Genomic DNA, 13,086 nt, shown 5'->3' with positions numbered 1-13,086 from the left:
TCAGGCCGGCCTCTGGTGTGTTCGGGAACTTAGCTGTTCGCTCCGACACGCAGGCATGGGCCGGCCCCCGGCAGGGTGTGCCGGGGGCCGGTGGGGGACGTGGTCAGGGGCAGGTTGCGGCCGTGTCTATGCGGATGCCGGTGACCGTATAGGCCGACGAGAAGATGGCCGTCTGGTTCGGCAGGACGCACAGGTACTCGGTGCCGCCTGTGCTGTGGCGGATGTAGCGCAGGTATGCGCGGTCGTCGTTCCGGGTGTTCCGGACGTAGTCGGCGCCGCGGCTGAGCGAGCCCAGGTTCTGGTACCCGGAGGTCACGTCCTGGTACCCGGTCGACGGGGTGCCGTTGTTCCACTGGGTCGCGGTCAGGTAGAAGCAGACCCGGGGATAGGTGCATCCGTTGTAGCTGCCTGCCGCGGCGCCGGGCGCCACCGCCAATGCCGCGCCGACCAGCGCTCCGGCAGCCGTTCCGACGATTGCGAGCCTTCCTGTCGTCTTCATGGCCGCCAATCTGGTCCCGGAATGCGGGCTTCAGGAGGTCCATTCCGGACAAGTCCTTGCTTGATGACGTCCCTGAGGCCAACATTCCGGTGCTCGGCGCGATGAGTTTTGCCGCGTTCGCGGATCTGTACGGGAGACGACGATCTTCCCGAACAGGAGGCCGGCATGAAGCTCGCAGTGACGATGTTCGTGACGTTGGACGGGGTCTACCAAGGCCCCGGGGGACCCGATGAGGACCGGGACGGGGGCTTCACGCAAGGCGGTTGGTCCTCGACCTACGGGGACGAGGACTTCGCGGCGCACATGGTCGGGATCCTGGAGCAGGCCGACGCCTTCCTGCTGGGGCGGCGGACGTACGAGATCTTCTCGACCTACTGGCCCAAGATCACCGACCCGGACGATGTCCTCGCGGGCGCGCTCAACAGCCTGACGAAGTATGTGCCCAGCCGTACCTTGCGTACGACGCCTTGGGGCCCGGCCGAACTGCTGCACGGGGACCTGGCCGACGAGGTAGCGGCGCTCAAGGCCCGCCCCGGGCGCGAACTGCAGGTGCACGGCAGCGGCGCACTGGCCGGAGCCCTGCTGCGCCTTGGCGTCGTGGACACCTTGCGGCTGCTCACCTTCCCGGTGGCACTGGGCGACGGGAAGCGGTTCATCGAGCCGGGCACCCTGCCGACTGCGTACGCACTCTCCGAGGTGCGGGCCACCCCTGCGGGCGTGGTGCTCGCGACTTACGAGCGGGTCGGCGACCCGGTGTACGGCAATTACGAGGTGCCGGGGGAGGGGGAGAGGTAAGGCTGACCTTCGCTTGCGTCGAAGGTGGAAGAAGATCAACGATCAAGCAGCATAAGGGAGTTGGTGATCAAGCGGAGATCCGGAACGGAGTCCGCAACCACTGTCGATCGTCGATCGCGGCCCCTACACTCGCAGTCCGGCAGGCAACATCGTCTGCCGGAATTCGGGCATGCCCGGCGTACTCACGCCGCCTCTGACGACTCGGCGGCACCAGTCCACACCCGCGCCGCACGTGCCCGGCAGCACCGCCACGCACCTGCACAGCACTTGCACAGCACGATGCACAACGCACAGCCGTACAGCACGCACGATCCATGCACGTTCCGCGCAAGCGGAGGCGAGTGGAAGCGAGCACCGGTGAAGCTTGTGGTGTTGGTCAAGCACGTGCCCGACGAGGTGGCCGACCGGATTTCCGGTGTCGGCGTTTTTGCGGACGACATGACGGTCGACCGCGCGGCACTCACCTGCCGGCTCGGCGAGCCCGACGAGTACGCCGTCGAACAGGCGATGCGGATCGCCCGGCAGCGCCTCGACGTGCAGATCAGCGTCGTGACGATGGGCCCCGCGGGAGCCGTCCGCGCACTCGGCCGGGCGCTCGCGCTGGGGGCCGACGAAGGCGTCCACGTCCTCGACGACGGCCTGCACGGATCGGACGCGCAGGCCACGTCGCTGGTCCTCGCCGCGGCCGTCCGACGCCTCGGCTTCGACCTGGTGATCTGCGGGACCGCGTCGAGCGACTCCGGCATGTCGGTGGTCCCGGCCATGGTCGCCGAGCGCCTCGGGGTGCCCGCCGCGTGCGATGCCGACGCGGTGTGGACCGGCGAGGACGAAGTCGTCATCCGCCGCGACGAAGGCGCCACCGTCGCCGAGATCGCGGTCCCGATGCCCGCCGTGGTGTCGGTGACCGACCGGGTCGGCGAACCCCGCTACCCGGCGTTCCGCTCGATCGTCGAGGCGCGCTACAAGACGATCCGCACGTGGTCCCTCGCCGACCTGCGGATCCGGCCGTCGGAAGTGGGCCTGCGGGCCTCGGCGACCGAGGTCCGGACGGTGACGTCGTGTGCGTGCGAACGCCCCGGACTCCTGGTCCAGGGCGAGGCCCGCGGAGCCGCGGTCCGGCTCGCGAGCTACCTGACCGAGCACCAGCTGATCTGACCCGAACGGTCCGATCCGGTGCCCGGCACCCCGCGATCGGACCACCCGACGCGCGGGGAGGCACTGCATGCGACCTGTGCTGGTACTCGTGGAACGGGACGGCGCCAACGGCGCCGCCGCGGCCCCGGCCTACCGGTTGCTGACCATCGCCCGACGGCTCGGCACGCCTGTGGCGGTGCTGCGCCACCGGGCCGATGCGCGCGAGCTGGACGAGCTCGGACGCTACGGCGCCGCCCGCGTCTGCGTCGCCGAAGCCGCTGCGACTGCCGAGACCGCCGGCGGGCAGCAGGGCGCGTCCGCGGTCGCGGTGGCCGTCGAGGCACTGGCCGAGCTCGCCTGGCAGATGTCCGCGGCCGCGGTGCTCATCCCGTCCGGCCGGGAAGGCAAGGAAGTCGCGGCCCGGGTCGCGGTACGCCTTGGGTCGGGCATCGTCACCGGCGCCATCGACGTCCTGCCCGGGCCGGACGGACCCGTCACCGTGCAGGAAGTCTGCAGCGGTGCCTACCGCGTGGAGTCCGTGGTCCGCGGCGCGGCCCCGGTGATCACCGTCGAATGCGGCACCGCATCGGAACCGGCCGAGCAGGCGGCCTCATGTACGTCCGCAGCACCGGCTGCGGAGCGCCCGGCCGCGCAGGGCCCGCCCGTCGTCGAGCACATGTTCGTCAACCTGAGCGCGGCCGACCGGAGCATCCGCCTGGTGTCGCGCACCCGCAAGCCGGGACGCCGCCCGGTGACCGGCGCCCAGGTCGTGGTCGCGGGCGGACGCGGGGTCGGCTCCGCCGCCGGATTCCAGCTGATCGAACAGGTCGCGGACGCCCTCGGCGGGGCGGTCGGCGGCACGCACGCCGCGGCCGATCTGGGCTGGTGCCCGCACGACGCGCTCATCGGGCAGACCGGGGCCGTCGTCCACCCCAAGCTCTACATCGCCTGCGGGATCTCCGGATCGGTGCACCACCGCGCCGGCATGCAGCACGCCGCCACCATCGTGGCCATCGACAAGGACCCGGACGCGCCCATCTTCCGGATCGCGGACGTGGGCGTGGTCGGGGACCTGCACGACGTCCTCCCCGAACTCCTGACCGAGATCGAACGCCGCCGCGAACCCTGCTGTTCGAACACCGCAATGCCGACGGAAGCTGCGCCGGCCGCGGTGATCCCCGCCCCGGCCGCGGCGCCGGAGGCGGCCACCCCGGCGCTCGAGTAAGGCACCGACCCGCACCAAGGCCCGACCCGCACCAAGGCTCAAGCCGTACCAGGACCCAACCGCACCAAGGCACAGCCGCACACCCGCACAGCCGCACGTACTCGCACCCCGCTCCTCGCACACGCACCTCGTACCGGCAAGACGCACAAGGCGCACCGGTCATCCAGGACTTCGTGGAGGCGTAAGTGGTCGTACGACTCGTCATCGGACTGGCGATCACGGCGGTGGCGTTCGCGCTCGCCGGCCGCCGCCTCCTGGTGCTCTACCGGCTCGGCAAGACCGGGCAACCGGTGGAGCGGGACCGCACCCAGGACCTCGGCACGCGGCTGTGGGCCGTCGTCACCGAGGTGTTCGGGCAGCGCAAACTCCTGCAGTGGACCGGCGCGGGCGCCGCGCACTTCGCGGTGTTCTGGGGCTTCGTCATCCTCGGCGCGACGATCGTCGAGGGCTACGGCGCCCTGTTCGACGAGGACTTCCACATCCCGCTGATCGGCAAGATGGCCTGGCTGGGCGCCCTCGAGGACACCTTCATCGTCGCGGTGCTCGTCGGCCTCGTCGCGTTCGCCGCCATCCGGCTGCGCCAGGACCCGGCCAAGGAAGGCCGCGGCTCGCGGTTCTACGGCTCGCACACGGGCGCGGCCTGGGTCGTGCTCCTGATGATCTTCAACGTCATGTGGACGCTGCTGCTCTTCCGCGGCGCGCAGACCAACGCGGGCACCTTCCCGTTCGACAACGGTGCGTACGCCTCCGAGGCGGTCGGCAAGCTCCTCGAACCCGCGGGCGAGCACGCCAACGAGATCCTCGAACACATCGCACTGCTGCTGTCCCTCGCCGTGGTGCTGTCTTTCCTGGTGATCGTGGTGCACTCCAAGCACATGCACATCTTCACCGCGCCGTTCAACGTCGCCCTGTCGCGCCGCCCGCGCGGCCTCGGCGCGGCGCTGCCCGTGCAGTCCGGCGGCAAGCCGATCGACTGGGACGACCCCCAGGAGGACGACAAGATCGGCCGCGGCGCGATCGAGGACTTCACCTGGAAGGGCCTGCTCGACTTCGCGACCTGCACCGAATGCGGCCGCTGCCAGTCGCAGTGCCCGGCCTGGAACACCGGCAAGCCCTTGTCTCCCAAGCTGCTCATCATGGCGCTGCGCGACCATGCGCTGGCGAAGGCGCCCTACCTGCTGGCCGGTTCGGACGAGGCGCGGGCCGCGCTGCCGGAGCAGGACCAGGCCGAGGGTTCCCGGCCGCTGGTCGGCACCGCCGAGGACCGCGGCGTCATCGACCCGGACGTGCTGTGGTCGTGCGTGACCTGCGGCGCGTGCGTCGAGCAGTGCCCGGTGGACATCGAGCACGTCGACCACATCCTCGACATGCGCCGCTACCAGGTGATGATGGAGTCGGAATTCCCCAAGGAAGCCGGCTCGATGCTGCGCAACCTCGAACGCAAGGGCGACCCGTGGGGGCGCGGTGCGAAGGCCCGGCTCGAATGGGCGAAGAAGCTGCCGTTCGAGATCCGCGTCCTGGACGGCGGCGAGATCCCCGAGGACGTCGAGTGGCTGTACTGGGTGGGCTGCGCGGGCTCGCTCGACGACACCGCGATGAAGACCAGCCGCTCGGTGGCCGAACTCCTGCACGAAGCCGGCGTCTCGTTCGCGGTCCTCGGCAAGAAGGAGTCGTGCACGGGCGATGCGGCCCGCCGGCTCGGCAACGAGATGCTCTTCCAGGAGCTCGCTGGCAAGAACGTCGAGACGCTCAACACCGTCTTCGGCGACCGCCCCGCGGACGCCAAGAAGATCGTGGTCACCTGCGCGCACTGCTTCAACGCGATCGGCAACGAATACCCGCAGCTCGGCGGCAACTACGAAGTGGTCCACCACACCGAGCTGCTGGCCAAGCTGGTGAGCGAGGGGCGCCTGGTCCCCGAGAACGACGTCGACGCCGCGGTCACCTACCACGACCCCTGCTACCTGGGCCGACACAACCGCGTCTTCAGTCCGCCGCGGCAGATCCTGGAAAGCGTGCCGGGCGTGCGGCTCACCGAGATGCCGCGCAACCGCGAACGGTCCTTCTGCTGCGGTGCGGGCGGCGCGCGCATGTGGGTCGAGGAGACCATCGGCACCCGCATCAACGAGACGCGCACCGACGAAGCCCTGGAAACCGAGCCGGACTTGGTCACCGCGGCCTGCCCGTACTGCATCGTGATGCTCACCGACGGCGTGGCCACGCGCAAGCAGGAGGGCAAGGCCGACGAGGCGGTACGCGTGACGGACGTGTCGGAGGTGCTGCTGCGGTCCATCAAGCGGCGCGAGGGGATGCCGCCCACCGCGGCGGAGTCTGCCGCGCAAGCAGCCCAGCCCGCCGGCGAGGCTGCTATACCGGCGCAGCCCGCAGCGCCGCCGCCCGGCAGCAACGGCACGGCCGCAAGCGCGGACAGCACCGGCGGCGGTGCCGCCGGCGCGAGCGGGACCGCGGCACCCGCGGACAAGACGTAAGCGTGCGCCGGGGCTTCATGGCGCTTGGACCGCCATGAAGCCCCGGCACGCGTCACAACGTCCTGCCAGGCGTCAGGCCACACGTCAGACCACGCGTCAGGCCACGCGTCACGCCGCGCATCAGGCCACGCGGAATGCTGCGCACGAGACCACGCGTCACACCACGGTGAAGCCGTGCTTCGCGCCGAGCCGCTTCAGGCTGTCCTTGCCCGGGATGCCGTCCGCATCTGTGCCGGTGTAGCCCAGCCGCCGCTGCCACGCGGCATACGCAGTCAGTGTCTTGGTGCCGTACGACCCGTCCGCGTACTCGCCGCGCAGCAGCCCCTCGGCGACCAGCGCGCGCTCGACGAGCAGTACGCCCTCGGGGTACGACTTCGGCGTGCCGGCCGCCGGCGCGTCCTTGCGGGCCGCGGCGGCGACCCGGGCCAGCGACACCTCGGCGCCGCTCGGCTGCTGCGGAATGCTCGGCTTGCTGCCGCCCCAGTTGGGGTCCGCGGACACGATGCCGTTGTCGTAGGCCGGGTAGCCGTACCGGTACACATACGGGTCGCGCCGCGAGCGCTTGCGCAGGTATACGCCGTCGCCCTCGGGGGAGCCGCTCGTGTTGGTGTTGCCCTCGATCGTGTAGATGTAGTTCGCGTCGTAGGCGTACACCAGCCCCGTGTGGTGGCCGCCGCTGCCGAACGTGCCGCCGACCCCGAAGAACACCTGGGCGCCGACCGCCGGATACTCCGACGCCCGGCCCCGGTCCCGGAACCACTGCAGCCCGGTCCCGCACGAGGCGGTCCGCGGGAACAGGGTGCTCGCGTCCCCCTTCATCGCGCACCAGGACACGAACACGGCGCACCACGGCTGGCCTTGCGCCCAGCCGAGACCCGGGACTTCAGGGCTGTACTTGACGATGTTGTTCGGGTCGCCGTCGGCGTCCCGGCCTTCCCGGTAGCCCACTTCGGCGCGGGCGATGGCGATGACGTCGGCAGCAGTGCTCACTTCTGCGCTCCTTCCGGGGTCGGGGTGGCGGTCTCGACCTCGGAGCCGCTGTCCGCCCCGGCGAGGCTCTCCGCCGCGATCGCGGCGGCTTCGTCGAATTCGACGTCCGCCTGCCCGGCACCAGGCGAGTTGCCGGTCAGCACCGGCATCTCGGCGGCCTCTCCGGGGTCTCCGGCGGCCTCGGCGTACGCATCCCCGTCGTTCGCGGGACTGGTCATGGTCGCGATCCTTCCTCACGCGGAAACACCCGCGTCGGGACCGCGCAGGTGAATGGACGTTGCAAGATCGGTCCGGTCACGGCCGAACGGATTGCCGCGGACATGCGCTTCCCCGACGTTCCCCCGACCCCTCACCAACCGGCAAGGCCGGTCCCCTCGTTCGAGTCTAGGACGGCCCGGTGCCGTGCCGGGCGGGGTTCCGCTCACCCGATGGGGTGAATTGCCGGGCGTCAGATTGCGCGCACGGTCAGCATCCCCGCCGACCCGCCCGCCGCCAACCGGGTGCCGTCGGCCGCGAACACCAACCGCATCACCCGCTGGTTCTCCACGCGTTCGAGGGCGAGCGGATACGGGCTCCGGTCGCCCGCGTCGTGCAGCGTGATGCCGCGGCCTGCCGTGTAGCGGCCGACCGCCAGCAGGTCGCCCGCGGGGGAGTACGCCCAGCCGAAGCACTCGTCCCAGCGGTCGTTGCGGTGGGCGTGCGGGAACGCCCAGAGCAGCCGCCCGCTTTCGGCATCGATGCCGCAAGGGCCCTGCGCGGGCTCGGGATCGGCGACCAGGGACGTGCCGTCCGGGGCGAAGCCGAGGCTGCCGATGCCGTCGGTGTGCAGCGGTGCGGGCAGCGGGATCCGCCGCAGCAGGACGCCCGTGTCGACGTCCCGCAGTTCGACCTCGTTGGTTGTGTCGTGCGCAGCGTCGTCGTGGCCGTACACGATGCCGCGGCTCACGCGGTGCAGCGCCAGGCGGCTGCCGTCGCGGGACAGCGCCGCCGCACGCACCTCGGTGGCCGCGGGGCCGGCGTCGTCGTCGCGTGTGCTCAGCCTGCACAAGTCGGCTACGCCACCGGCCTGTTCCGCCTCCGGACCCGCCATCGCCACGACACGCACGGCATCGCCCGCGTCGAAGAGCAGCAGACGCTGCCGTGCCGCGTCCCATTGCGGCCGCAGGCAGTACGGGTTGAACGACGCCGTCTTCCCCTGCTCGTAGGCGGCCAGTTCGCGTACCGCCCCGGAGCCCAGGTCGACGTGGCAGGTGCGGCCGTCGACCGCGTACACCAGGCCGGTTCCGGCGGTGTCGAAGAGCACAGCGTGGACGGCGGCCTGCCGGGCACCCGCCGCCTCGGCGTGCACGAGTCTCTGCTCGCCGGTCGCGACGTCGACCACGTGGAATTCGGCACCGTACCCGGACTCGGGCACGGTACCGACCACCAGCAGGCTTCCGTCGGGATGCAGGTCGAACGCGTGCGACGAAGCCCGGTTCGGGGCGCGGCACTCCAGCAGCAACTGCCCCGGCCGTGCCTCGGCCGCCGACCGTACGAACGTGCCCGTGCCGTCCATCGCGTCCGTGTCGTCCATCGAGTCCGTTCAGCCCATCGCGTCTGTTCAGTCCGCCACGTACTCGCGCAAGTGGTGTGCGGTGAGGGTCTCCCCGTGCGCGACCAGGTCGGCCGGCGTACCGGTGAAGACGATCTCCCCGCCGTCGTGCCCGCCGCCCGGACCGAGGTCGATCAGCCAGTCGGCATGCGCCATGACCGCCTGGTGGTGCTCGATCACCACGACCGTGTTGCCCTCGTCGACAAGCCGGTCGAGCAGCGCCAGGAGCTTGTCCACGTCGGCCATGTGCAGGCCCGTGGTCGGCTCGTCCAGCACATACGTCGACGACTTCTCGGCCATGTGGATGGCCAGCTTGATGCGCTGCCGCTCGCCGCCCGACAGCGTGTTGAGCGGCTGCCCCAGCCGCAGGTAGCCGAGGCCGACGTCGGCCAGCCGGCCCAGGATCGCATGCGCCGGGCCGGCCCCGAAGAACTCGTACGCCTCGGCGACCGGCATGTCGAGGACCTCGCTGATGTTCTTGCCGTCCAGCGTGTAGGTGAGGACCTCCGGCGTGAAGCGCTTGCCCTCGCACGCCTCGCACGGCGACGCGACCGCGGCCATCATCGCCAGGTCCGTGTACACCAGGCCCAGGCCGTTGCACTTGGGGCAGGCGCCTTCGGAGTTCGCGCTGAACAGCGCCGCCTTGACCCCGTTGGCCTTCGCGAAGGCTTTGCGGATCGGGTCCAGCAGCCCGGTGTAGGTGGCCGGGTTGGAGCGCCGCGAGCCGCGGATCGGCGACTGGTCGGCCACCACCACGCCGTCCCGGTTCGACAGGTTCCCGTGGATCAGCGAGCTCTTGCCGGAGCCGGCCACACCGGTGACCACGGTCAGCACCCCGAGCGGCACGTCGACCGAGACGTCCTTGAGGTTGTGCTGCGCGGCCCCGGTGATCGCGATCGAACCCGCGGGGGTGCGGACCCGGTCGCGCAGCTTGATGCGGTGCTCCAGGTGCCGCCCGGTGAGCGTGCCGGACGCGCGCAGCCCCGCGACGTCGCCCGAGTAGCAGATCTCGCCGCCCGCGGTGCCCGCGCCGGGGCCGAGGTCGACCACATGGTCGGCGATCGCGACGACCTCCGGCTTGTGCTCGACGACCAGGACCGTGTTGCCCTTGTCGCGCAGCCGCAGCAGCAGGTCGTTCATGCGCCGGATGTCGTGCGGGTGCAGCCCCACGGTCGGCTCGTCGAAGACGTACGTGACGTCGGTGAGGCTGGAGCCCAGGTGCCTCACCATCTTGACGCGCTGCGCCTCGCCGCCGGACAGCGTCGCCGAGGTCCGGTCCAGGCTCAGGTAGCCGAGCCCGATCTCGACGAGCGAGTCGAGCAGATGCCGCAGCCCGGCGAGCATCGGCCCGACCGACGGGTCGTCGATGCCGCGCAGGAACTCCGCGAGGTCGCTGATCTGCAGCGCCGAGCACTCGGCGATGTTGAGCCCGCCGATCCGGGAGGACAGCGCGGCGGCGCTCAGCCGGGTGCCCGCGCACACCGTGCAGTCCTCGAACACCACCGCCCGGTCCACGAACGCCCGGATGTGCGGCTGCATCGACTCGCGGTCCTTGGACAGGTAGAGCCGCTGGACCTTCACCACGAGGCCCTCGTAGTTGAAGCTGCTGTTCTTGACCTTCACCTTGCCGGCCGCGCGGTCGAGGAGGTCCGACCACTCCTGCTCGGTGAAGTCCTTCAGCTTCTTGTCCGGGTCGTAGAAGCCGGACTGCGCCATCATCTGCCAGTACCAGGAGTCGACCTGGAAGTTGGGGACCGTGATGGCGCCCTCGTTCAGCGACTTCTCGCGGTCCACCAGCTGGTCGATGTCGATCTTCGAGGACAGCCCGAGGCCCTCGCAGGCCGGGCACATGCCCTCGGGGTTGTTGAAGCTGAACGCGCTCGCCGGGCCGATCTGCGGCGAGCCGAGCCGGCTGAAGACGATGCGCAGCATCGTGGACGCGTCCGTCGCGGTGCCGACCGTGGAGCGCGAATTGGCGCCCATGCGCTCCTGGTCGACGACGATCGCGGCGCTCAGGTTGTGCAGGCCGTCCACGTCCGGGCGTCCCAGGCTCGGCATGAAGGACTGGATGAACGCGGTGTACGTCTCGTTGATGAGCCGCTGCGACTCCGCCGCGATGGTGCCGAAGACCAGCGACGACTTGCCCGAGCCGGAGACCCCGGTGAAGACCGTCAGACGGCGTTTGGGCAGGTCGACGTCCACGTTCCGGAGATTGTTCTCCCTGGCTCCGCGCACCTGGATCACGTCGTGGCGGTCGGCGGGCTGCACATGCGGATTCTCGGCGGGCATCGGCCGATCATATGCACGGGTACGGACATGGCCAGGCCGTCGGCCATCCGGCGCGGACCGGGACCCCGCACTTCGGATGAGCTCCGGGGAATCAGCCGCGGACGGGAACTGATCGGGGCAGCGCGATCGTTGGTTTCGTATCGCACAGGGATGCGGTCGTCTTCCGGACGCGCGGCATGGGGACCGCGCGCAGGTGACGACCCGTCAGGACTGGGGGGTTCGATGTGGCGATCTGATTTGGCGTGTCCGCTTTCGGCATGCCGGGTTCCGTCATGCCCGCACCCGGCGCGCACCCGAGAACCGGGAGCGCCCGCATGAGATTCCGGCACCCCGACGGGACCCCGGTCCACGTCGCCTACTGCACCAACGTGTACGCCGCCACCGACCTGCCCGGCATCGTGGCGCAGCTGACCGACTACTGCGTGCCGGTCCGCAAGGAGCTCGGCAGCGACCTGCTCGGCGTCGGACTGTGGCTGGCCCCGGTGGTGGCCGAGCAACTGGCTCAGAGCCCGGCCGCCGTGGACGTCCTGCGCGGGCGCCTGGCGGACGAGGGCCTGGAAGTGGTGACCCTCGACGCCTTCCCGTACAGCGGCGAGCACGACGAGACGCGTGCGCACTCGACCCGCGGGCCCGCCTGGGGTGACGCCCGGCGCTACCTCTACACCGTGGACTGCGCCCGGGTGCTGGCCGGGCTGCTGCCCGACGACGTAGTGCACGGCAGTGTGTCGACGCTGCCCTTCGGCTGGCGCAAACGCTGGAGCCCTACCGCGCAGGAGATGGCGGAGGCCATGCTCGGCTCGGTCGGGACGCGCCTCGCCGAGCTCGCGGACCGCACGGGACGGCACATCCGCATCGGCCTCGAGCCCGAGCCGGGGTACGTGCTGGAGAGCGTCGAGGAGGCCGCGGCCGCGCTGCGCGGACTCGACCCCGCGCACTTCGGGGTCTGCCTCGACACGTGCCACCTGGCCGTCGGCTTCGAGGACCCGCACCGCGCCCTGGCCGCACTCGCCGAGGCCGGTGTACCGGTGGTCAAGATGCAGGCGGCGTACGCACTGCAGGCCGAGGATCCGTGGCGGGCCCGCCGGGCGCTGCGCCGCTACGTGGAACCGGGCTATCTGCACCAGACCCGCGAGGCGGGTCCGGCCACGCTCGGTGTCGACGACCTGTCCGAGGCGCTCGCGGGCGGACTGCCCGCCCGGGGGCCGTGGCGGGTGCACTGCCACGTGCCGCTGCACAGCGACCCGCCACCGCCGCTGTCCGCGACGCGCGATGTGCTGGCGGATGCGCTCGACGGGGTGTTCGGCGGCTCGGCGGCGCTCACCGACCACGTCGAGGTCGAGGCGTACACCTGGCCGGTGGCGCAGGGCATGCGCACGCCCGACCGCGACCGCGTGGTGGCCGGGGTCGCGGCCGAACTGGACTGGCTGCGCGGTGCGTTGCTGGCCCGGGGGCTGGTCGAGGGCGGCCCGGTGTTCTGACGTGGGGCCGGCCCGTACCGATGGGGGTATGGGTGCGGGGCCGCGTGGATGCGGCGCGTGCCGGGCCGGTCGGCTCTCAGGCGCTGCCGCGCCGCCGCCAGCGCCAAGTCCGGCGCGGGCCGCGGGGCTTGGCGTCGGACACGGACGGGCCGGAGGCCTCCTGAGGCACCGGGCGTACCCGGTCCGGGTGCCGTTCGCGCCACTCGGCGGCGACCGCCTCGACGTCGAACGGCTTGAGGTTGAGCAGCGGACCGGGCGGCGGCATGCGCAGCATCGCGGTGATCTTCTCGTTGAGCTCGGTGACGATCCGGCGGGCCTCGCGCTCGGACCGGGCCCGCATCGCGAGCGGCAGCGCGTCCTCGGCTTCCTTCCGGAGCTTGAGGGTGGGCGGCAGGACCGAGATGCCCTCGCCCTGCATCTTGTCCTTGATCCACCACAGCTCGTCGTAGGGAGCGTCGACGGCCTGGGTCGGTCTGCCCGCGCCGGGGAGGTTCTCGAACTCGCCGCGCGACTGGGCGTCCCGGATCTGGCGGTCCACCCACGATTCGAACGGGACTTCCGGCGGCTTGCGCTCGGTCACGACGGCCTCCGCAGTA

Annotated in this window: 11 protein-coding genes; 5 read left to right on the top strand and 6 right to left on the bottom strand. The window is 71.1% G+C overall.

The window, feature by feature from the left end; translation table 11 throughout:
- Window positions 1-103: 103 nt before the first annotated feature.
- Window positions 104-499: a hypothetical protein gene (locus tag LZ495_RS01180; RefSeq protein WP_235049864.1), complete on the bottom strand. Its 396-nt coding sequence runs from the start codon at window positions 497-499 to the stop codon at window positions 104-106.
- 165 nt (window positions 500-664) lie between these two features.
- Between LZ495_RS01180 and LZ495_RS01175 the strand changes: the two genes are divergently transcribed.
- The 4 genes from LZ495_RS01175 (at window position 665) to LZ495_RS01160 (ending at window position 6,142) form a co-directional block, all read left to right on the top strand.
- A complete protein-coding gene (locus LZ495_RS01175; RefSeq protein ID WP_235049863.1) occupies window positions 665-1,294 on the top strand; it encodes a dihydrofolate reductase family protein in 630 nt (209 codons plus the stop codon).
- A gap of 357 nt (window positions 1,295-1,651) precedes the next feature.
- A complete protein-coding gene (locus LZ495_RS01170; RefSeq protein ID WP_235049862.1) occupies window positions 1,652-2,449 on the top strand; it encodes an electron transfer flavoprotein subunit beta/FixA family protein in 798 nt (265 codons plus the stop codon).
- Between the two features lie 67 nt (window positions 2,450-2,516).
- The gene (locus tag LZ495_RS01165; RefSeq protein ID WP_235049861.1) at window positions 2,517-3,653 is read left to right on the top strand and encodes an electron transfer flavoprotein subunit alpha/FixB family protein; all 1,137 of its coding nucleotides are present in this window, start codon (window positions 2,517-2,519) and stop codon (window positions 3,651-3,653) included.
- A gap of 185 nt (window positions 3,654-3,838) precedes the next feature.
- Window positions 3,839-6,142, top strand: coding sequence for a (Fe-S)-binding protein (locus LZ495_RS01160; RefSeq protein ID WP_235049860.1), 2,304 nt, complete (start codon window positions 3,839-3,841; stop codon window positions 6,140-6,142).
- A gap of 156 nt (window positions 6,143-6,298) precedes the next feature.
- Here LZ495_RS01160 and LZ495_RS01155 read toward each other — a convergent pair whose 3' ends face one another.
- From LZ495_RS01155 to LZ495_RS01140, 4 genes are all read right to left on the bottom strand, one after another.
- Window positions 6,299-7,132, bottom strand: coding sequence for a CHAP domain-containing protein (locus tag LZ495_RS01155; RefSeq protein ID WP_235049859.1), 834 nt, complete (start codon window positions 7,130-7,132; stop codon window positions 6,299-6,301).
- Window positions 7,129-7,350 carry a hypothetical protein gene (locus LZ495_RS01150; RefSeq protein ID WP_235049858.1) on the bottom strand — a complete coding sequence of 74 codons (222 nt, stop codon included), beginning with the start codon at window positions 7,348-7,350 and terminating at the stop codon, window positions 7,129-7,131. The genes LZ495_RS01155 and LZ495_RS01150 overlap by 4 nt, the downstream gene beginning before the upstream one ends.
- Window positions 7,351-7,580: 230 nt before the next feature.
- Window positions 7,581-8,705 carry a WD40 repeat domain-containing protein gene (locus tag LZ495_RS01145; RefSeq protein ID WP_235049857.1) on the bottom strand — a complete coding sequence of 375 codons (1,125 nt, stop codon included), beginning with the start codon at window positions 8,703-8,705 and terminating at the stop codon, window positions 7,581-7,583.
- A gap of 27 nt (window positions 8,706-8,732) precedes the next feature.
- On the bottom strand, window positions 8,733-11,012 hold the full coding sequence (locus tag LZ495_RS01140; RefSeq protein ID WP_235049856.1) for an ATP-binding cassette domain-containing protein: 2,280 nt from the start codon (window positions 11,010-11,012) through the stop codon (window positions 8,733-8,735).
- A gap of 314 nt (window positions 11,013-11,326) precedes the next feature.
- On the opposite strand from LZ495_RS01140, the gene eboE reads away from it, so the two are divergent.
- Complete coding sequence (gene eboE, locus LZ495_RS01135; protein WP_235049855.1) at window positions 11,327-12,490, top strand: metabolite traffic protein EboE; 1,164 nt, start codon at window positions 11,327-11,329, stop codon at window positions 12,488-12,490.
- Window positions 12,491-12,566: 76 nt separating this feature from the next.
- Here eboE and LZ495_RS01130 read toward each other — a convergent pair whose 3' ends face one another.
- A complete protein-coding gene (locus LZ495_RS01130; RefSeq protein ID WP_235049854.1) occupies window positions 12,567-13,070 on the bottom strand; it encodes a DnaJ family domain-containing protein in 504 nt (167 codons plus the stop codon).
- Between the last annotated feature and the right edge of the window lie 16 nt (window positions 13,071-13,086).

Origin of the sequence: Yinghuangia soli, assembly GCF_021502675.1 — a bacterium.
Classification (GTDB): Bacteria; Actinomycetota; Actinomycetes; order Streptomycetales; family Streptomycetaceae; genus Yinghuangia; species Yinghuangia soli.
The sequence above is the reverse complement of the archived record's forward strand: the minus strand, read 5'-3'. Positions and strand labels throughout refer to the sequence as shown.